General features: G+C 65.6%; 16 protein-coding genes. 5 read left to right on the top strand and 11 right to left on the bottom strand.

All coding sequences use genetic code 11. The features are described from left to right. Nucleotides 1-8: 8 nt before the first annotated feature. A complete protein-coding gene (locus tag B2W22_RS24040) occupies nt 9-1,712 on the bottom strand; it encodes an AMP-binding protein (protein ID WP_286939799.1) in 1,704 nt (567 codons plus the stop codon). Between the two features lie 77 nt (nt 1,713-1,789). Here B2W22_RS24040 and B2W22_RS24045 point away from each other — a divergent pair, with 77 nt between their 5' ends. Then, nucleotides 1,790-2,986, top strand: a complete 1,197-nt coding sequence (locus tag B2W22_RS24045) for a M20 aminoacylase family protein (RefSeq protein WP_175125608.1) — start codon at nt 1,790-1,792, stop codon at nt 2,984-2,986. Between the two features lie 17 nt (nt 2,987-3,003). Here B2W22_RS24045 and B2W22_RS24050 read toward each other — a convergent pair whose 3' ends face one another. Continuing rightward, entirely contained in the window at nt 3,004-3,897 is an 894-nt protein-coding gene (locus B2W22_RS24050) for a LysR family transcriptional regulator (RefSeq protein ID WP_286939800.1), read from the bottom strand. 112 nt (nt 3,898-4,009) lie between these two features. Here B2W22_RS24050 and B2W22_RS24055 point away from each other — a divergent pair, with 112 nt between their 5' ends. The 4 genes from B2W22_RS24055 to pagP all read left to right on the top strand — a co-directional run bounded on the left by B2W22_RS24055 (nt 4,010) and on the right by pagP (nt 7,782). Continuing rightward, nucleotides 4,010-5,104 carry a YeiH family protein gene (locus B2W22_RS24055; RefSeq protein ID WP_286939801.1) on the top strand — a complete coding sequence of 365 codons (1,095 nt, stop codon included), beginning with the start codon at nt 4,010-4,012 and terminating at the stop codon, nt 5,102-5,104. Between the two features lie 96 nt (nt 5,105-5,200). Further along, the gene (locus B2W22_RS24060; protein ID WP_056569253.1) at nt 5,201-5,611 is read left to right on the top strand and encodes an acyl-CoA thioesterase; all 411 of its coding nucleotides are present in this window, start codon (nt 5,201-5,203) and stop codon (nt 5,609-5,611) included. A gap of 10 nt (nt 5,612-5,621) precedes the next feature. Continuing rightward, nucleotides 5,622-7,094, top strand: a complete 1,473-nt coding sequence (gene mgtE / locus B2W22_RS24065) for a magnesium transporter (RefSeq protein WP_175125612.1) — start codon at nt 5,622-5,624, stop codon at nt 7,092-7,094. Between the two features lie 133 nt (nt 7,095-7,227). Beyond that, on the top strand, nt 7,228-7,782 hold the full coding sequence (pagP, locus tag B2W22_RS24070; protein ID WP_175139409.1) for a lipid IV(A) palmitoyltransferase PagP: 555 nt from the start codon (nt 7,228-7,230) through the stop codon (nt 7,780-7,782). A gap of 6 nt (nt 7,783-7,788) precedes the next feature. Here the strand turns inward: pagP and B2W22_RS24075 are convergent, their stop codons facing one another. The 9 genes from B2W22_RS24075 to B2W22_RS24115 form a co-directional block, all read right to left on the bottom strand. After that, nucleotides 7,789-8,400 carry a gamma-glutamylcyclotransferase gene (locus tag B2W22_RS24075; RefSeq protein ID WP_286939802.1) on the bottom strand — a complete coding sequence of 204 codons (612 nt, stop codon included), beginning with the start codon at nt 8,398-8,400 and terminating at the stop codon, nt 7,789-7,791. Nucleotides 8,401-8,561: 161 nt separating this feature from the next. Further along, the gene (locus B2W22_RS24080; protein ID WP_056569264.1) at nt 8,562-9,020 is read right to left on the bottom strand and encodes an Lrp/AsnC family transcriptional regulator; all 459 of its coding nucleotides are present in this window, start codon (nt 9,018-9,020) and stop codon (nt 8,562-8,564) included. Nucleotides 9,021-9,037: 17 nt separating this feature from the next. Then, nucleotides 9,038-9,817 (bottom strand): SDR family oxidoreductase, encoded by a 780-nt coding sequence (locus B2W22_RS24085; RefSeq protein WP_175139410.1) that lies wholly within the window; start codon nt 9,815-9,817, stop codon nt 9,038-9,040. A gap of 177 nt (nt 9,818-9,994) precedes the next feature. Continuing rightward, nucleotides 9,995-11,689 carry a thiamine pyrophosphate-binding protein gene (locus B2W22_RS24090; RefSeq protein WP_175125624.1) on the bottom strand — a complete coding sequence of 565 codons (1,695 nt, stop codon included), beginning with the start codon at nt 11,687-11,689 and terminating at the stop codon, nt 9,995-9,997. 64 nt (nt 11,690-11,753) lie between these two features. After that, complete coding sequence (locus tag B2W22_RS24095; protein WP_175125625.1) at nt 11,754-12,740, bottom strand: tripartite tricarboxylate transporter substrate binding protein; 987 nt, start codon at nt 12,738-12,740, stop codon at nt 11,754-11,756. Continuing rightward, nucleotides 12,740-13,501 carry a GntR family transcriptional regulator gene (locus tag B2W22_RS24100; protein WP_286939803.1) on the bottom strand — a complete coding sequence of 254 codons (762 nt, stop codon included), beginning with the start codon at nt 13,499-13,501 and terminating at the stop codon, nt 12,740-12,742. Before B2W22_RS24100 ends, B2W22_RS24095 begins: the two co-directional genes overlap by 1 nt. Nucleotides 13,502-13,700: 199 nt before the next feature. Beyond that, the gene (locus B2W22_RS24105; RefSeq protein ID WP_175139413.1) at nt 13,701-14,420 is read right to left on the bottom strand and encodes a VOC family protein; all 720 of its coding nucleotides are present in this window, start codon (nt 14,418-14,420) and stop codon (nt 13,701-13,703) included. Between the two features lie 18 nt (nt 14,421-14,438). Next, nucleotides 14,439-17,174, bottom strand: coding sequence for a preprotein translocase subunit SecA (gene secA / locus B2W22_RS24110; protein ID WP_175125631.1), 2,736 nt, complete (start codon nt 17,172-17,174; stop codon nt 14,439-14,441). Nucleotides 17,175-17,364: 190 nt separating this feature from the next. Beyond that, entirely contained in the window at nt 17,365-18,339 is a 975-nt protein-coding gene (locus B2W22_RS24115) for a M23 family metallopeptidase (protein WP_175125681.1), read from the bottom strand. Nucleotides 18,340-18,371: the final 32 nt, after the last annotated feature.

The raw sequence follows: 18,371 nt of genomic DNA on the forward strand, positions 1-18,371 counted from the left end.
CTGGCGCTTTACACGGACGTCTTGGCGGATGCCGCAGCGGCCTGCGCGTCCGGCCGCAGCTCGCGGCGCAGGATCTTGCCCACGTTACTCTTGGGCAGTTCGTCGCGGAACTCCACGAAGCGCGGGCGCTTGTAGCCCGTCAGCTTGTCCTTGCACCACTGCTGCACCTGTTCTTCGGTCAGCGCCGGGTCCTTCTTCACGACGAACACCTTGACCGCCTCGCCGGAGTGCTCATCGGGCACCCCGATCGCCGCGCATTCCAGCACGCCGGGATGCTGCGCGACCGCCGCCTCCACTTCGTTCGGATAGACCTTGAATCCGGACACCGCAATCATGTCCTTCTTGCGGTCCACGATGCGCGTGTAGCCCTGTTCGTCCATGATGCCGATGTCGCCCGTACGGAAGTAGCCGTCGGCCGTCATCGAATCGCGCGTTTCATCAGGCTTGCGCCAGTACCCCAGCATGACCTGCGGCCCGCGGATGCCGACTTCGCCGCGTTCGCCAAGCGGCACCTCGTTGCCGGCATCGTCCAGAATCGCCACATCCGTCGACGGCAACGGCAGCCCGATCGAACCGGAATACGCCGTCGCATTGGTCGGATTGACAGTCGCCACCGGCGACGTCTCGGACAGGCCGTAGCCTTCGATCAGCGGCCGCCCGGTAATCTTCAGCCAGCGTTCGGCCACCTGCTGCTGCACGGCCATCCCGCCGCCCAGCGTCAGCCGCAGGCCGGAAAAATCCAGCTTCGCAAAGTCTTCGTTGTGCGCCAGCGCGTTGAACAACGTATTGACGCCCGGAAACAGATTCACCGGCGTCTTGCGCCATGCGTTGATCAGCGACGGCTGATCGCGCGGATTGATGATGAGCACGTTGCGCATGCCCGCATGCAGGGCATACAGTCCGCAGACCGTCATGGCGAACACGTGATACAGCGGCAGCGCGCTGATGATGGTGAGCTGCTGGTCCGCCAGGTCATGCACGACCGGCTGCGCCACCGCTTCGGTCTGCAGCACGTTGGCCACCAGATTGCGGTGCGACAGCATCGCGCCCTTGGGCACACCCGTGGTGCCACCCGTGTATTGCAGCACCGCCACGTCGTCCATGGAAATGGACGGCGGATTGAACGGCAGGTGCGCGCCTTCGTGGAGCAGCTTGGGCAGCGCGTGCGCGCCGTCGATGTGCCACGCAGGCACGATCTTCTTGATGTAGCGCGCGGCCAGGTTGACCAGCGGCGCTTTCAGGCCGCCGAGCAGATCGCCCGGGCCGGTCACGACGATGTGCTTGAGGTCGCCGCGGTTGGAGACCTGCTGCAAGGTATGCGCGAAGTTTTCCAGGATGACGATGACGGACGCGCCGCTGTCCAGCAATTGGCGCTGCAATTCGTCGGCGGTATAGAGCGGGTTGACGTTCACCACGGTCATGCCCGCGCGCAGCGATCCCAGCATGCACACCAGATACGCCGGCACGTTGGGCATCATCAGCGCCACGCGCGCGCCCTTTTCGAGGTTCAGGCCTTGCAGCCATGCTGCAAACGCGCGTGCCTGCCCGTCCAGCTGCGCATAGGTGATGTTGCTGCCCATCGCCGTGCAGGCGATGCGTGATGCGTAACGCTTGCAGGCCCGGTCCAGCAAGTCGGTGAGCGAGGAATAATCCTCGGTGGAGATCTCCGCAGGAACGCCTTGGGGATACTGAGCAAGCCACGGACGCGTCATGGTATTTGTCTCCATTAAATTGATTTTTGAATGATGATACCCTTTGTCCGTTCCCCATATTCCGCCCGAGTTCGCTCATGAAACTCCTTGAACCCATCGTTGCCTGGCACCAGGATATTTCCAAGATCCGACGCGATATCCACGCGCATCCCGAACTGGCCTTCGAAGAGTTCCGCACCGCCGACGTGGTGGCGGCCAAGCTCGAGGAATGGGGCATCGAGATCCATCGCGGATTGGGCGGAACTGGCGTCGTCGGCATCATCCGCGGCAACCAGCCCGGCGATCGCGCCGTGGGTCTGCGCGCCGACATGGACGCGCTGCCGATGCAAGAGGTCAACACCTTCGCGCATGCCAGCCAGAACGAAGGCAAGATGCACGCCTGCGGTCACGATGGCCATACCGCCATGCTGCTGGCCGCGTCCCAATACCTGGCCGCGAACCGCGATTTCGCGGGCACGGTTTATGTCATCTTCCAGCCCGCCGAGGAAGGCGGCGGCGGCGCCAAGCGCATGATCGACGACGGCCTCTTCACGCAATTCCCGATGGAAGCAGTATTCGGCATGCACAACTGGCCCGGCATGAAGCCCGGCCAGTTCGGTCTGACGCCCGGCCCCATCATGGCCTCCAGCAACGAATTCTCGATCGTCATCAAGGGCAAGGGCACGCACGCCGGCATGCCTCACCTTGGCATCGATCCCGTCATGGCCGCGGTGCAGATGGCGCAATCGCTGCAGACCATCGTCACGCGCAACCGCAATCCGCTGGATGCGGCGGTGCTCAGCATCACGCAGATCCACGCGGGCAGCGCCGACAACGTCGTGCCCAACCACGCCGAATTGCGCGGCACGGTGCGCACGTTCACGCTGGACGTGCTGGACCTGATCGAACGCCGTATGGAAGAGATCGCCCGGCATACCAGCGCGGCGATGGACTGCGAAGTCGAATTCACGTTCCAGCGCAACTATCCGCCCACCATCAATCACGCCGACGAAGCCGCTTTCTGCGCCGACGTGCTGCGCGACATCGTCGGCGCGGACAACGTCAACGCCAACGTGCAGCCGACCATGGGCGCGGAAGATTTCGCCTTCATGCTGCAGGAACTGCCGGGCTGTTACGTGTGGATCGGCAACGGCACTGGCGAGCACCGCGACAGCGGCCACGGACTGGGTCCCTGCATGCTGCACAACGGCAGCTACGACTTCAACGACGATCTGCTGCCGCTGGGCGGCACCTACTGGGTGCAGCTCGCGCTCAAGCGCCTGGCCAAGGCCTGAACGGCCCGGCTGCTTAGTTACCCGACGTCCTGCCCGCCGACCGCCAGGCACATCGCCAGAAAGCGTTCGGCGGCGCGGGCAGCCGCATCGGCATGCGGCACCAGGATGCTCAGCGTTCGCGTCAGCGGCTTGGGCAACAGGCGCAGGGCCGCCAGCGCCCCGTCTTCGTGACGCATCGACATCACGGACACGAAGCCCACGCCCAACCCCGCACGCACGGCCTGCTTCACCCCTTCCACCCCCGCCAGCTCCAGGCCCACCGACGGCGCCAGACCGCCATCGCTGAACGCCCGTTCCACCAGCCGGCGCACGCCGGAACCGGGTTCGCGCATCACCAGCGGCGACCCCGCCAGATCCCGTAGCGTCACGGCGCCCTCGCCCGCCAGGGCGTGATCCGCCCGCACGATCGCCACTACTTCGTCCTGCCGCCATGCGTGCACCGCCGTGTCGGCGGGCAGTCCGGCGGGCACGTCGCCTTCGATGAACGCCAGGTCCAGCGCCGGCAGGCGATCCACGATCTCGCGCGTATTGCCGTCCGACAGATGCAGGCTGACGGCCGGAAACGCGTGGCGAAAGTCCGCCACCAGGCGGGGCAGCAGGTAGCTGGCCGGCGTGGTGCTGGCGCCCAATCGCAATGCACCGGTTTCCAGGCCTCGCCAGGATTCCCGCACGGCCTGCGCCTGCCGGTACACCTGGCGCAGCTGCCGCGCCTGCTCGGCCAAGCGCTCGCCGGCTTCGGTCAGCGCGATGCCGTGGCCGCTGCGGCGGTACAGCGGTTCGCCAAACCATTCCTGCAAGGCGCGCAGCTGGCCGGACACCGCCGGTTGCGACAGATGCAGCGCCTGGGCGGTGCGGCTGATGTTGCCGGTATCGGCGACTGCGGCAAATGTGAGCAATTGATCCGGCGTCATGGGCTCGATATCAGAATTTCTGATATTCAATATTCAGATTGAAGATTTTTCAAATAATACGGCTGGATCTAATATTTCGTCTAGTTATGTAGTTATGCCCAAAGGGCCAGTAATGAACACCTCCACCACGACCGCCGTCCCCCTTCCCGCCAGCCCAGCGGCCCCTGCTGCCGCAGCCCCCGCTGCCGCGGCCACGCCTTGGCGCGACAAGCTCAACGGCGTGCTGTTCGTGGGCCTGATGGCCGGCGCGGTGATGCAACTGGCCGATCTGCCCTTCATCCGGCAGCTCGGTTTTTCGCCGCTGGTCGTGGGTATCGTCGTCGGCATGCTGTATGGCAACTTCCTGCGCGGCACCATGCCCGCGGACTGGGGCGTCGGCGTCAACTTCACCGCTCGCCGCCTGCTGCGCATCGCGGTCGCCTTCTACGGATTGAACATCAGCATCCAGCAGATCGCCGCCGTCGGCATGCCGGGGCTGGCCGTTTCGGTGGCGGTGGTGGTGGGCACGCTGCTGATCGGCACCGTCGTCGGCCAGCGCCTGCTCGGACTGGATCGCGACACCGCCATGCTGACCGCCGCGGGCAGCGCCATCTGCGGCGCCGCCGCGGTGCTGGCGTTCGAACCCACGCTGCGCGCCGCCCCTCACAAGAGCGCGGTGGCTGTCGCGACCGTGGTGCTGTTCGGCACGCTGTCGATGTTCCTGTATCCGGTCTTCTATCACGCCGGCTGGCTGAACTTCGATACGCAGGCGCTTGGCATCTACATCGGCGGCACGGTTCACGAAGTGGCGCAGGTCGTGGGCGCCGCCAGCAACATCGACCCCGCCACCACCGAGGTCGCCACCATCGTCAAGATGACCCGCGTGGCGCTGCTGGTGCCCGTGCTGCTGGTGCTGGGCATGTACCTGCGCAGCGCCGCCTCCCATGCGGGCGGCCAGGGCAAGAGCGCCAAGCTTCCGATCCCCTGGTTCGCCGTCGGGTTCCTGGTGCTGGCCATCATCAATTCGCTCGACATCATTCCCGCCGATGTCGTCGCGGCCATCCGCCGGCTCGACGTCTTCGCCCTGACCATGGCCATGACCGCGCTGGGCATCGAAACGCGCTTCGCCCAGATCCGCAAGGCCGGCCCGCGCGTAATGGCCCTGGGCTTCATCCTTTACGTCTGGCTGTTGGTTGGCGGCTACGGGATCGTCAAGCTGGCCACCTGATGGCCGCGCCGGGCCGGGCGGCGGGCGCCGACGCGCACGCCGCCGTCTCGTTTTTCCTGCATAATCGGCTGGTTCTCTAGCATTGGAGTCGGCCGCATGACCTCCAGCACCAAAACCCCGTTTACGACTCTGCCTGCCCATCGCGACGCGGTGTTGCGCGTCATGCCGATGCCGGCCGATGCGAACATCCACGGGGACGTTTTTGGCGGCTGGATCATGGCTCAGGTCGACATCGCCGGGTCCATCCCCGCCGCCCGCCGCGCCGCTGGCCGTGTCGCCACCGTGGCGGTCAATGCCTTCCAGTTCAAAGAGCCCGTGTTCGTGGGCGACCTGCTCAGCTTCTACGCCGCCATCGTCAAGACCGGCACAACGTCGATCACGGTCTCCGTCGAGGTCTACGCGGAACGCCAGCGGCTGGACGCCGAAGTCGTCAAGGTCACCGAGGCCACGCTGACGTATGTCGCCACCGACGAAGCGCGGCGCAGCCGCCCTCTTCCCACACTTTGAGCCGTAACGCATGACGCAGTCCGCCGCCGCGCAGAAACCGCCCGCGACGCCACGCCGCCTCGACCCGGAAGACGCCCAGACCGCCCTGGCTGAAGTCCAGGAGCGCCTGCGGCGCCAGCAGCTTGTCGAAGACCTGGTTCACCGCCAGGAAGAAGGCGACGCCAAGGCGCCCCTCGTCGAAGACCTGGTGCACCGCCAGCACGAGGCCGAGCTCAAGACGCTGGTCGACAACCTGCACCCGGCCGATATCGCCTTCATCCTCGAATCGCTGCCCAAGGACGAGCGCCAGGCGATCTGGAAGCTGGTCAGCCCCGAACACGACGCGGACGTCCTGCTCGAAGTCGAAGACTGGGTCCGTGAATCGCTGATCGAAGCGATGGACCGCCAGGATCTCGTCGCCGCGACCGAAAGCATGGACGCGGACGAGCTCGCCGACCTGGCGCCCGACCTGCCGCCCGATGTGGTGGCCGAAGTCCAGAAGGGTCTGACCGAGGAAGAACGCGCGCAGCTGCTGGAAGCCATGGGCTATCCGGAAGACAGCGTCGGCGCCATCATGGACTTCGAGATGGTGCGTGTGCGCGAGGACGTCACGCTCGAGGTCGTGCTGCGCTACCTGCGCCGGCTGCACGAACTGCCCGATCACACCGACCAGATCTTCGTCGTGGACCGCCAGGACAAGCTGCAGGGCATCCTGCCCTTGTCGCGCCTGTTGGTCAGCGAGCCCGAAACCGAAGTGCGGGCGGTCATGAATTCCGACTTCCTGACGCTGAACCCGCTGGATTCCGACGCGGACGCCGCCGGCGCCTTCGAGCGCTACGACCTGGTTTCCGCCCCCGTGATGGACGACCAGGGCCGGCTGATCGGCCGCGTCACCATCGCCGACGTCGTGGACGTGATGCGCGAAGACTCGCAGGAACAGGCGCTGTCGCGCGCCGGTCTGCAGGAAGAAGACATCTTTGCCCCCGTCAGCACCGCGCTGCGCAACCGCGCGCCGTGGCTGCTGTTCAACCTCTGTACCGCCGCCACGGCCTCGTTCGTGGCGTCGCAGTTCGAGGGCACGGTCAGCCAAATCGTCATCCTGGCGTTCCTGATGTCGATCGTGGCCGGCATCGGCGGCAACTCGGGCAACCAGACCATGACGCTCATCATCCGGGCGCTGGCCATGGGCCGGATCACCGGGCGCAACCTGTGGCAGCTCGTCAAGCGCGAGCTGTTCGTGACCTTGCTGGTGGGATTGTGCGGCAGCCTCGTGGCCGCCCTGTTCGCATGGGTGATCTCGCGCTCGCTGTCCATCGCGCTGGTGATGATGGCCGCCATGATCTGCAACATGCTGGTCGGCGCCTCGGTCGGCGTGCTGGTGCCCATGGTGCGGGCGCGCTTCGGCAAGGACCCGGCAATGGGCTCGTCGGTGCTGCTCACGTTCGCCACCGATTCGCTCGGCTTCTTCATTTTCCTGGGCCTGGCCACGATCTTTCTTCTGTAGCGCTGCCGCCACATCCGTGCGCCGCATCGGATGGCCGCAGCCCCTGCCGCCCCCCGGTGACAGCCCGCTGACAGGGAAGATGACACGCGCTCCGTTACAGTAACGGAACTGTCATCTTTACCTGGGTCCTGCGATGACCGCCAGATTCCGCGCCGCGCTGCTCTGCGTGCTGTTGTCCGTTTTCACCGTTTCCGCACACGCCTGCGACGGCATGCCCTCGTGGGCCCAGTCGGCGTGCAATCGTATCGACCAGATCTGGTCCGAAGGCGGCAACGACCTCTATGTCAGCGGCTGGGCCTGGCACAACCGCGCCAAGTACAGCGCCGACAAGATCGACAGCTTCCGCGAACTTGCCTGGGGCGGCGGCTACGGCCGCAGCATTTATGACGAGGACGGCGATTGGCAAGGTCTATACGCCATGGCGTTTCTGGACTCGCACTCCAAGGTGCAGCCCATCGCCGGCTATGGCTTTCTGAAGATCGGCCAGGTCAGCGACAACTTCCGGCTCGGCGCGGGCTACACCGTGTTCCTCACCGCGCGCCACGACATCATGAGCTACGTGCCGTTTCCCGGCATCCTGCCGCTGGTCAGCGCGGGCTACAAGGACGCCATGCTTTACGCGACGTACATCCCGGGCTCAAGCGGCGCGGGCAATGTGCTGTTCGTGTTCGGCCGCTGGCAGTTCTGAAACGCGTCAGAACGCGTGACCCAGCTTGCGCACCAGATCGCCCAGCCGCCAGTCGTCGATCCCATGCGCACGCAGCGCGCGCGCCGTTTCCACCACGTAGTCCAGGCACGGTCCGGAATGTCCGACTGCATTGCGCACGGACGTCAGCAGGCGGTCGTCGCAGAGATCGGCGGCATACTCACGGCAGGTGCGATTCAGGAGGAACACCAGTCCACGCACCGGCGCGGCCTCGGTGTGACAGGTCAGCCAGCGCGGACGGTAGGCGCCCGTGACCATCTCCCGGCGCCATAAGGCTTCAAAGACCTGCGACACGTCGCTGGCCGCGATCTGGAAGGCGACACCGCGGCAGCAACCGCCGCGATCCAGTCCGAACACGAGACCAGGATTGTCCGGCGACCCGCGGTGGTCATGCGACCACAGGCACAGCGAACGGTGATAGCCCCGCACGGTGGCCAGGCGCCGTTCGCGCCAGGCAAACCCGGGATGCCAGATCAGGGAACCGTAGGCAAACACCCACAGGTCGTCGACGCCATTCCAGCCGGCCAGGAGGTCATCCACCGATGCTGCTTGCCGCGATTCTTGCAATCCGGCGCAGCCGGCGGGCACTGCCAACGACATAGGGTCCTCTGATATCCCAATTCACTCCAAGACTGGAGTGAGCGATATCCTACGCCGCGCCCCGCGCAAAAGCATTGCCAGATTGGGCCCGCGCAACACGCAGAAAGAAATTTGCATCCGCGGCGGCGGGGGACTCAGGAAAAAATTTGCGCGCCCGGCGGCTACACGGCGCCCAGCGGCAATTCCGTCGTGCTTTTGATGACTTCCATCGAGAAGCTGGCGCTGACGTCCAGCAGATCCACCGCGCCGATCAGCCGGCGGTAGAAGCGGTCATACGCCGCCATGTCCTCGACCACCACCTTCAGCAGATAGTCGACGTCGCCGGCCATCCGGTGGAACTCGACCACGTTGGGCAAGGCCATCACGGCATTGATCAGGCTTTGCGTCCATTTCTCGTTGTGCTGGCTGGTGCGAATGGACACGAACACCGTCAGGTTCAGGCCCAGCGCGCGGGGATCCAGCAGGATGGCGTTGCGCGCAATGACGCCGTCGTCCTTCAGCTTCTGGATCCGGCGCCAGCACGGCGTCACGGAAAGGTTCACCTGTTCGGCCACTTCCGCTACCGAGCAGGTGGCGTCCTTCTGCAGCAGCGCGAGTATCTTCAGGTCCGTCTGGTCCATGGGATGTCTTGACGCCATCAGTAGGTTCCGGGGTAGCCGCCCCCGTCGATCAGCAGGCTCTGCCCGGTCATGTAACCCGAGTGCGCCGAGCAGACATACGCGCACAACGCGCCCAGTTCCTCGGGCTGGCCATACCGGCCGGCGGGGTTGCTGCGCGCCCGCTCGTCCCACAACTGCTCGAACGTCTTGCCGCCCTGCTCCACCATGCCCTGGATGTGCCGGGTCTGCGCATCGGTGGCGAAGGCGCCAGGCAGCAGATTGTTGATGGTGACGTTGTGCCGGACCGTCTGGCGCGCCAGGCCGCCCACGAAGCCGATCAGGCCCGAACGCGCACCGTTGGACAGCCCCAGCTCGGCATGCGGCGCCTTCACGCTGCGCGACACGATATTGACGATACGGCCGAACCGGCGCTCGACCATGCCGTCCACCACGCGGCGGATCATGTCGATCGGTCCCAGCATCATGGCGTCGAGCGCGGCGATCCAGTCGTCACGCGACCAGTCGCGGAAGTCGCCCGGCAGCGGGCCGTCGGCGTTGTTGATGAGGATGTCGGGATGCGGACAGGCGGCGATTGCCGCGTCGCGCCCCTCGGCAAGCGTCAGGTCGGCCGACACCCACCCCACGCCGATGCCGGTTTCGCGCGATATGTCGGCGGCGGCCTGTTCAAGCGTCTGCGGATTGCGCGCCGCGATGGTCACGGCCACGCCTTCGCGCGCCAACTGCAGGGCGCAGGCGCGCCCCATGCCGCGGCTGCCGCCAAACACCAGTGCTTTTTTGCCGCTGATCCCCAGGTCCATGCCTGCCCTCTCTGCTGTCGCGTTGACGGCGCCGGACCTCCGCGGCCCGCCGCTCCGAAGCGGTCCAGTATAGGAGCGCGCCCGCCGGCAGGGAATTTTTTTCTAATTGGACCGGCCAAGAAAAATGGGGCCCCGCGAAGGGCCCCATCGGCAATGCAGCGCGCTGCGCTTATTGCATCAACCCATCCATTGGCTCACGGGCGCCGCGGTATCTTGCAGCGGCTGCGCGATCACGTCGATCAGCGCAGGGCCGTCGTGCTCCATGGCGGCCTTGATCGCGGCGTCCAGCTTGGACGGGTCCTCAACACGCCACGCCTTCACGCCATAGGCCTCGGCGATACGCGCATGATCGGTGCGATTGAAGTCCACGCTGTAGTAGCGCTTGTCGTAGCCGGCCTTCTGGCTGGCCTTGATCCAACCGTAGACCGAGTTCGAGAACACCACCATCAGCAGCGGCGCCTTGTGGCGCACGATGGTTTCCAATTCACCCACCGTGAAGCCGAAGCTGCCGTCGCCCATCACCGACACGCACTTCGATTGCGGACGGCCGACCCAGGCGCCCAGCGCCGCCGACATCGAAAAGCCCAACGCGCCGTGGGCGCGGTTGGTGATGAAGTGGCGGCCGGGACGCGAGACGTCGTAATAGGCCGAAAAATACGGGCACGGCGTGCCGGGGTCCGCGCAGACTACCGCGTCGTCGGGCAGCAGGCGGTTCAGCGACTGCACCACGCGCTCGGGGCGGATCGGCGCGTCCAGGCTGGCGGCCAGCGGCTCAAGCTGCGCGCGACGCGCTTCCTTGGCGCGCCCGGCCAGCACCGCGCCGTCGGTCGCATCGGATGGCCGGTGCTTGATGCGCGCCTGCACTTCGGCGGACAGCGCTTCGAGGGCCAGCTTGGCATCGCCCACCAGACCGACTTCGGTCAGGTAGTTGGCGCCGATCACCATCGGGTCGATGTCGATGTGCAGGATCGGCACGTTGCGGTTCGGGAAGCGCCAGTGCTCGGTCGAGGTCGACCCGGCGCGGCAGCCCACGAAGAGCACCACGTCGGCAGCCGCCACCACATCGCGCGTCGCCATCACGCCGCCGTTCGATCCCACCACGCCGGCATTCAGCGGATGGGTGTCGGCCAGGCTGCCCTGCCCGCTCACCGTCACGCACACCGCCGCCTTCAAGGCCTCGGCAACTTCCTGCAGCGCGCCGCAGGCGCCGGCGATGACCACGCCGCCGCCGCAGATGATCACCGGCGAGCGCGCCGCCACCAGGCGTTGCGCGGCGCGCGCCACGTCGGCGGGATCCGGTGCGAAGCGCATGGCGGGGAAACTGCCGTGCTCGGGCTGCGCCCACACGTCGGACGCATCCACTTCCTGCTTCATCACGTCATAGGGAAAGCACAGGTGCGCCGAGCCGGGCTTGCCGGTCGTCATGGCGCGGAAGGCCGCCCGCACCATGCCCGGAATCTGGTCCGCGCGGTCGATCGTGCGGTTCCACTTGGTCAGCGGGCGGTAGAGCGCCTCCTGGTCCAGCTCGGTCAGCGGATACTTGCCGCGCGAGCCGACGGCCACGTCCGACGTGATGCCCAGTACGGGAATCGACGACTCGTTGGCTTCGACCAGGCCAGGCAGCAGATAGGTCGCGCCGCCGCCGCTCGGGCCTTCGCAAACGCCGACCTTGCCGGTCACGCGTGCATAGGCGTCGGCCATGTAGGCCGCGCTGCGCTCGTCACGCGTCAGGATGTGCTGCATGCCGTGGTCCAGGCGGTACAGCGCGTCATAAAGCGGCAGCGTGGTGTCGCCGCACAGGCCAAAGATATGTTTGACGCCGTTGTGTTGCAGCATCCGCACCATCGCTTCGGCGCCGTTCATGTGTTCCATGTCATCTCCACGTAATTCGGGAGCCGGGCCGGGGCGGCTGTCAGCCGCCCCGGCACGACGCCGTTCAGTTGTCCAGATTGATGTTGCTGCTCTTGATGAAGGCGCTCCAGCGGTCGTACTCCGACTTCACGTACGCATCCAGCGCAGGACCATCAGACGCAACGATCTCAAAGCCCGCTTCCGTGATCTTCTTCTTGATCTCGGGATCGGCCAGCACCGCCTGGAAATCAGCCGTCAGTTTCTTGACGGTGGCTTCCGGCGTGCCCTTCGGGGCGAACATGCCGCTCCACGAATAAGCGACAAAGCCGGGGAAGCCCGATTCGGCCACGGTGGGCACGTTGGGCAGTTCGGGCAGGCGCTTTTCACCGGCGACGGCCAGCGGCTTGATCTTGCCGGCCTGGATCTGGCCACGCAGCGCGGCAAAGCTCAGCCACGTCATGTTGGCCTGCCCGCCGACGACCGCCTGAATGGCCGGTCCGCCGCCGCCATACGGCACGTGCAGCAGCTCAACCTTCGACAGCCGCTTGAGCTCTTCCGGCGCCAGATGGTTCAGCGAGCCCACGCCCGTCGACGCATAGTTGAACTTGTTGGGCGGCTGCTTGGCGGCTGCCGCCAGGAACTCCTTCAGGTTGTCCCCAGGCACGCTCGGATTCGCGCCGATCACCAACGGAAAGCGCACCGTCTGCCCGATGGCGACAAAATCCTTGAACGTGTCGTACGGCAGCTTGGGCTTCACGGCCGGATTGATGCCGTGATTGTCGAAGCTGACCAGCAGCGTGTTGCCGTCCGGTTCGGCGCGCGCCACGAACGCCGTGGCGATCTGGCTGGCGGCGCCCGGGCGGTTCTCGACCACCACCGCGCGGCCGCCCATCTGCTGCGACAGGCGCGGCTGCAGGATCCGCGCCAGGATATCGGTGCTGCCGCCCGGCGGATACGGCACGACGAGAATCAGCGGCCGTTCCTCGGCCATCGCCGGCGCGGCGATAAAGGCGCCCCCGGCCGCGGCCAGCGTGCATACCGCCGCCAGCGCCCGCTTGATCGTTCTATTCATCAGTTTTCCCCTGCTGTTGTGGTGTTGGCCGGCACTACCGTGGCGGGTTCGGCCTGGTCCCGCATGTAAATCGTTGAAAAGCCCGTGCGGATGACGTCGGTGATCTGGTCCAGCCGGCGGCCGATATGCGCACTGATGAGGCCGGGCAACGCCTCGATGTCGCGCTTTTGCAGCGCGTCCACGATGCGCAGGTGCTCGCCTTGCGTATGGCTGCGGCGTCCTTGCTGCATGTCGATCCAGCGCACGAAATGAATGCGCGCGTTGACGCTTTCCAGCGCCCGCACGAATTCTTCGTTGCGCGAGTAACGCGCCAGCGCCAGGTGAAAGGCTTCGTCCAGTTCCAGCAGCCGGGCGGCGTCGCTGTCATCGGGCTCGTCGCGCGAGCGTTCGACGAAGGCGCGCAGGCTGGCAAGCTCCTCGTCGGTCGCGCGCTCGCAGGCTGCACGCACGATGCCGGCTTCCAGCACCGCGCGGTATTCATAAAGACTGTGGATCTGCTTGGCGTCCAGCAGGCGGGCAATAAAGCCGCGATTGACCGCGCGCGTCAGAAATCCTTCGACCATCAACTGGTTCAGCACCTCGCGCAGCGGCGTGCGGCTGACGTGCAGCCGGCGCGCAAGCTCAACCTCGTTGATGCGTTCACCCGGCTTGAATTCAAAGCGCACCGCCATGGCCTTGACGGCGCCATACAACTCGGCCTGCCCGGCCGAGGTGCGGGCCGCGCGGGCAACAGGGGTGGCTGCAGATTGGGAGAGCGTCATACCGGATCGCCTGTGGCAATGCTCCAGTCGGGATGAAGTGCATACTAAAGTGCATACACTTTGACGGACAACCCGGGTTTGCCCCAGGCGGGCACCCTTTTCACGGTCGTCGCCCACGGCCGCCTCGTGGCGGGGACGGGCAGGCATGAAAAAGCCCGCCAGGCGGCGGGCTATCGGCAAGCAGTCGGTACGTGGAAGGCTACAGTCCGGTATCCAGCGTGTAGTGCGCGCCATCGCGATTTTCGAGGGTCAGCGTGGACAGGACAGGCGTCTGCGCGGTGTCATCCTGCTGGACGTGAATGCGCAGGTTCGCCAGCGGCACGTCCCAGCCGCCGTTGGCGGCTTCGGCAGTCACCCCGGCCACCAGCGCCAGACGCTCGGCCACGCCGCGGGCGTCCGCCGCGCGCGCATCGATACGATGCAGGCTGCGAGCGCCATTGGGATGCGCCATCAGCTCGGGCGACCAGACGCACTCGGGCGTCAGGTGTCGGCAGAAATACATGCGAATGCCGGGCAAGGGCTGCTCGGCAAATCGCACGGTATGGAAACGGGCCTGGACTTCCTGACCGTCCAGCATGGCCGGACGGGTCAGTTCCTGGACGGGATTGACGGCAAAGCCGGCGTCCTGCAGCCGTTTGTAGGTGGCCTCGGCGTCATAGGTCCGGAACACCAGCGCTTCCAGACCAAACGGCGAATCGGCAATTTCCTTGCGCGCGGGCGGCGCGCCCGGCGGCCAACCCAGCAATTCGACGTACGTGCCTTCCAGCACGATCAGGCGATTGCACGACCCCAGGTTGTGCACAGCCTTGTCGCTGAGGTGAAACCCCTGCCGTTCGTAATGGGGCGCCAGCGCATCCAGCCGGTCTCGCACCATGACGACGGCGTGGTCGAATTCAGTGCGGCCGACAGAATGCAGCATGAAGGCTAACCCCTTTTATCAGACCAGCTTACCGTGGCACTGCTTGTACTTCTTGCCGCTGCCGCACGGGCACGGATCGTTGCGGCCGACCTTGGGCAGTGCGTTGCGCGCGGGTTGCGCACCCGTTTCCTGCGCATCGGAAGCCAGCGCCTCGTCGTAGTCGGAGTGGTGATACTGCACGTTCTGCACATGCGACTGCGCCGCTTCGGCTTCGGCCTGCTCGACCTGTTCCGACGACTGCACGCGCACCGTCATCAGCACCTTCACCACGTCGTCGCGCACGCGTTCCAGCATGCCCGAGAACAGTTCGAAGGCTTCGCGCTTGTATTCCTGCTTGGGATTCTTCTGCGCATAGCCGCGCAGATGGATGCCCTGACGCAGGTAATCCAGCGCCGACAGGTGCTCGCGCCAGTGTGTGTCGATCGCCTGCAGCATGATCGAACGTTCGAACTGCGACCACGATTCCTCGCCCACCTGGTCGACCTTGGCCTGGTACGCATCGCGCGCCGCGGCCACCACGCGTTCGCGCAGTTCTTCGTCGTTCAGGTTGGGTTCTTTTTCCAGCATCTCGGTCAGCGGCAGATGCAGGTGCCAGTCGGCTTCCAGCGCCTTCTGCAGCGCGGGGATGTCCCACTGTTCTTCCACCGATTCCGGCGGCACGTACGTGTTGAACAGATCGGTCACCGCGGCGTCGCGCAGGTTCTGCACGGTTGCGCTGACGCTGGCGGCTTCCAGCACGTCGTTGCGCTGCGAGTACAGCACCTTGCGCTGGTCGTTGGAAACGTCGTCGTATTCCAGCAATTGCTTGCGGATGTCGAAGTTGCGGCCTTCGACCTTGCGCTGCGCAGTCTCGATCGAGCGCGTGACCATGCCGGCCTCGATGGGCTCGCCCTCGGGCAGCTTCAGGCGTTCCATGATGGCGCGCACGCGGTCGCCCGCGAAGATGCGCATCAGCGAATCTTCCAGCGACAGGTAGAAGCGGGACGAGCCCGGATCGCCCTGACGGCCGGCACGGCCGCGCAGCTGGTTGTCGATACGGCGCGATTCATGGCGCTCGGTGCCGATGATGCGCAGGCCGCCCGCAGCCTTGACCTGATCGTTCAGCGGCTTCCATTCGGCGCGGATCTTTTCGATGCGCGCGGTCTTCTCGGCTTCGGACAGCGATTCGTCGGCGCGGATCAGGTCGACCTGCTTGTCGACACTGCCGCCCAGCACGATGTCGGTACCGCGACCGGCCATGTTGGTGGCGATCGTGATGTGGCCCGGCTTGCCGGCTTCGGCCACGATCTCGGCTTCGCGGGCGTGCTGCTTGGCGTTCAGGACCTCGTGCGGCAGCTTGGCCTTCTTCAGCAGGCCCGACAGCAGCTCGGAGTTCTCGATGCTGGTGGTGCCCACCAGCACGGGCTGGCCGCGCTGGTGGCAATCACGGATGTCTTCGAGGATGGCGTTGTACTTTTCGCCGTCGGTCTTGAAGACCTGGTCGTTCTGGTCTTTACGGACCATGGGCTTGTTGGTCGGGATGATGACCGTCTCGAGCCCGTAGATTTCCTGGAATTCGTACGCTTCCGTGTCTGCCGTACCGGTCATGCCGGACAGCTTTTCGTACATGCGGAAGTAGTTCTGGAACGTGATCGATGCCAGCGTCTGGTTTTCGTGCTGGATCTTCACGCCTTCCTTGGCTTCGACGGCCTGGTGCAGGCCATCGGACCAACGGCGGCCCACCATCAGGCGGCCCGTGAATTCGTCAACGATCACCACTTCGCCGTCTTGCACGACGTACTGCTGGTCGCGGAAGAACAGGGTGTTGGCGCGCAGCGCCACCATCAGGTGGTGCATCAGCGCAATGTGGCGCGGGTCGTACAGCGATTCGCCTTCGGGCAGGATGCCCAGTCGGGCAAGAATGCCTTCGGCGTGTTCGTGGCCGGCTTCCGACAGGTAGACCTGCTGGCTCTTTTCGTCGACCCAGTAATCGCCTTCGGGTTCCGGCTCCTGCGGCTTGGGCTCGTGCGCCATGCGCGTCAGCAGCGGCGGCACCGCGTTCATGCGGACGTAGAGTTCGGTGTGGTCTTCGGCCTGGCCGGAGATGATCAGCGGCGTGCGGGCCTCGTCGATCAGGATCGAGTCCACTTCGTCGACGATGGCGTAGAACAGCACGCGCTGGCGGCGGTCTTCAACACGGAATTCCATGTTGTCGCGCAGGTAGTCGAAACCGAATTCGTTGTTGGTGCCGTACGTGATGTCGGCAGCGTACGCGGCCTTCTTTTCGTCGTTCGGCTGCTGCGGCACCACCACGCCGGTGGACATGCCCAGGAACCGGTACAGGCGGCCCATCCATTCGGCGTCGCGGCGGGCCAGGTAGTCGTTCACCGTGACCACGTGCACGCCCTTGCCGGCGATGGCGTTTAGGTAGACGGGCAGCGTCGCCATGAGCGTCTTGCCTTCACCCGTGCGCATTTCGGCGATCTTGCCGTTATGCAGGGCGATGCCGCCCAGCATCTGCACGTCGAAATGCCGCATGCCGAACACCCGCTTGCCGGCTTCGCGCACAACGGCGAAAGCTTCGGGAAGCAGATCGTCCAGGGACGTGCCCTGGGCGTGGCGGGAGCGGAATTCGTCGGTCTTGGCCGCCAGTTCCGCGTCGGAGAGCGCGGAGATCTTGGGTTCGAGCCCATTGATCTGGGTTACCAGCTTGCGATACTGCTTAAGCAGCCGGTCGTTGCGGCTACCTATGAGTTTTTTGAGCAGAGAAACCATGCGTATGTCGGCCGCACGAGCCACACCACACCCGAAGCGCTTGGGGCAGCGTCACCCGTGACTTGATGTTATTGGTTGAGCGGGGGTCCGCCGGGAAACGAACCAGTTTAACGCACCTGGAGCGTAATAGCCTGGACCTATGACCAGGGTAGCACTGTCGGCCGGTTTGACCGGCCAACCCGCGAAGGGTTCAAGGCGCGGCAGCCTGCGCGACGGCGGGCGGCGCGTGCTGAGGCTGCGGCCCCAGGAAGAGGCGCGGATCCAGCGGTTGCCCGGCAAGGCGGACCTCGAAATGCAGGTGCGGGCCGGTGGATCGGCCAGAGCTGCCGACGCGCGCGACCTGCTGGCCGCGCTCGACCAAATCGCCCTGCTTGACCAGCAACGAAGACGCATGGGCGTAGCGAGTGATCAGGCCGTCGCCGTGGTCGATCTCGACCATGTTGCCAAAGCCGGGCGCCCACTTGGCCTCGAGCACCACGCCGCCGGACGCGGCCAGAATCGGCGTGCCGGAGGGCGCCGCGAAATCCAGCCCTTCGTGCATGGCCGAACGGCCCGTCACCGGGTTGCGGCGCCAGCCATACGAGGACGACAGATAGGGGTAATCGGTGATCGGCATGGCGGTCGGCATGCGCGCCTGATCCGCCGAACGCTTGGTGAGCGCCGCGTCCAGCAACTTCAGGTTGTCAGTCTGCTGCGACAGCCGTGCCTGGATCTCGTCGAGCTGCCGGCCCAGCGCCTCGGCCGACGCCGCGCTGGGCGGCGGATGGTCGGTAAATAGGTCGTCCATGACCTGCGTGGCCTCGGGATGCGCCGGTGCCTCGGGCTGCGCCGACGCCAGCTGCTGGGCCAGTTCCGGGTCGGTGTAGGCCACGCCCGCCACCTTGGCCACGCGCTGGCCCAAGCCGTCGATGCTGACCAGCTTGGCCTGCAGCGCGCCGACCTTCGAAGCCAGCAGGTTCATATTTTCACGCAGGAAATCGGCGTCGCGCCCAGGCTGCTCAGAGAGCGGCCATCCCATCGTGTGGACGGCGGGAAGGATCGGAGTGATGTATCGTTGAAGCGCTGCGCCAAAAATGGCCGCGGTAATCAAGGCGCCCCCCAGGAACAACGCCAGTCGCGCGCCGCCCAGGGTGAAATGCCCGTCCTGCCCGTCGCGGGCGTGCATAATCACGATCTTCAAGGTTTGCTTCCTAATTC

The sequence above is a fragment of the Achromobacter sp. UBA4530 genome (genome assembly GCF_002388205.1).
GTDB lineage: Bacteria > Pseudomonadota > Gammaproteobacteria > Burkholderiales > Burkholderiaceae_B > Achromobacter > Achromobacter animicus.

Excerpts from the sequence above, each read along its gene's own strand:
- B2W22_RS24060 (WP_056569253.1), top strand. The coding sequence starts at position 5,201 with ATGACCTCCAGCACCAAAACCCCGTTTACGACTCTGCCTGCCCATCGC.
- B2W22_RS24075 (WP_286939802.1), bottom strand. The coding sequence starts at position 8,400 with ATGTCGTTGGCAGTGCCCGCCGGCTGCGCCGGATTGCAAGAATCGCGG.
- B2W22_RS24045 (WP_175125608.1), top strand. The coding sequence starts at position 1,790 with ATGAAACTCCTTGAACCCATCGTTGCCTGGCACCAGGATATTTCCAAG.
- B2W22_RS24095 (WP_175125625.1), bottom strand. The coding sequence starts at position 12,740 with ATGAATAGAACGATCAAGCGGGCGCTGGCGGCGGTATGCACGCTGGCC.
- B2W22_RS24100 (WP_286939803.1), bottom strand. The coding sequence starts at position 13,501 with ATGACGCTCTCCCAATCTGCAGCCACCCCTGTTGCCCGCGCGGCCCGC.
- pagP (WP_175139409.1), top strand. The coding sequence starts at position 7,228 with ATGACCGCCAGATTCCGCGCCGCGCTGCTCTGCGTGCTGTTGTCCGTT.
- mgtE (WP_175125612.1), top strand. The coding sequence starts at position 5,622 with ATGACGCAGTCCGCCGCCGCGCAGAAACCGCCCGCGACGCCACGCCGC.
- B2W22_RS24105 (WP_175139413.1), bottom strand. The coding sequence starts at position 14,420 with ATGCTGCATTCTGTCGGCCGCACTGAATTCGACCACGCCGTCGTCATG.
- B2W22_RS24040 (WP_286939799.1), bottom strand. The coding sequence starts at position 1,712 with ATGACGCGTCCGTGGCTTGCTCAGTATCCCCAAGGCGTTCCTGCGGAG.
- B2W22_RS24090 (WP_175125624.1), bottom strand. The coding sequence starts at position 11,689 with ATGGAACACATGAACGGCGCCGAAGCGATGGTGCGGATGCTGCAACAC.
- B2W22_RS24085 (WP_175139410.1), bottom strand. The coding sequence starts at position 9,817 with ATGGACCTGGGGATCAGCGGCAAAAAAGCACTGGTGTTTGGCGGCAGC.
- B2W22_RS24055 (WP_286939801.1), top strand. The coding sequence starts at position 4,010 with ATGAACACCTCCACCACGACCGCCGTCCCCCTTCCCGCCAGCCCAGCG.
- secA (WP_175125631.1), bottom strand. The coding sequence starts at position 17,174 with ATGGTTTCTCTGCTCAAAAAACTCATAGGTAGCCGCAACGACCGGCTG.
- B2W22_RS24050 (WP_286939800.1), bottom strand. The coding sequence starts at position 3,897 with ATGACGCCGGATCAATTGCTCACATTTGCCGCAGTCGCCGATACCGGC.
- B2W22_RS24115 (WP_175125681.1), bottom strand. The coding sequence starts at position 18,339 with ATGCACGCCCGCGACGGGCAGGACGGGCATTTCACCCTGGGCGGCGCG.
- B2W22_RS24080 (WP_056569264.1), bottom strand. The coding sequence starts at position 9,020 with ATGGACCAGACGGACCTGAAGATACTCGCGCTGCTGCAGAAGGACGCC.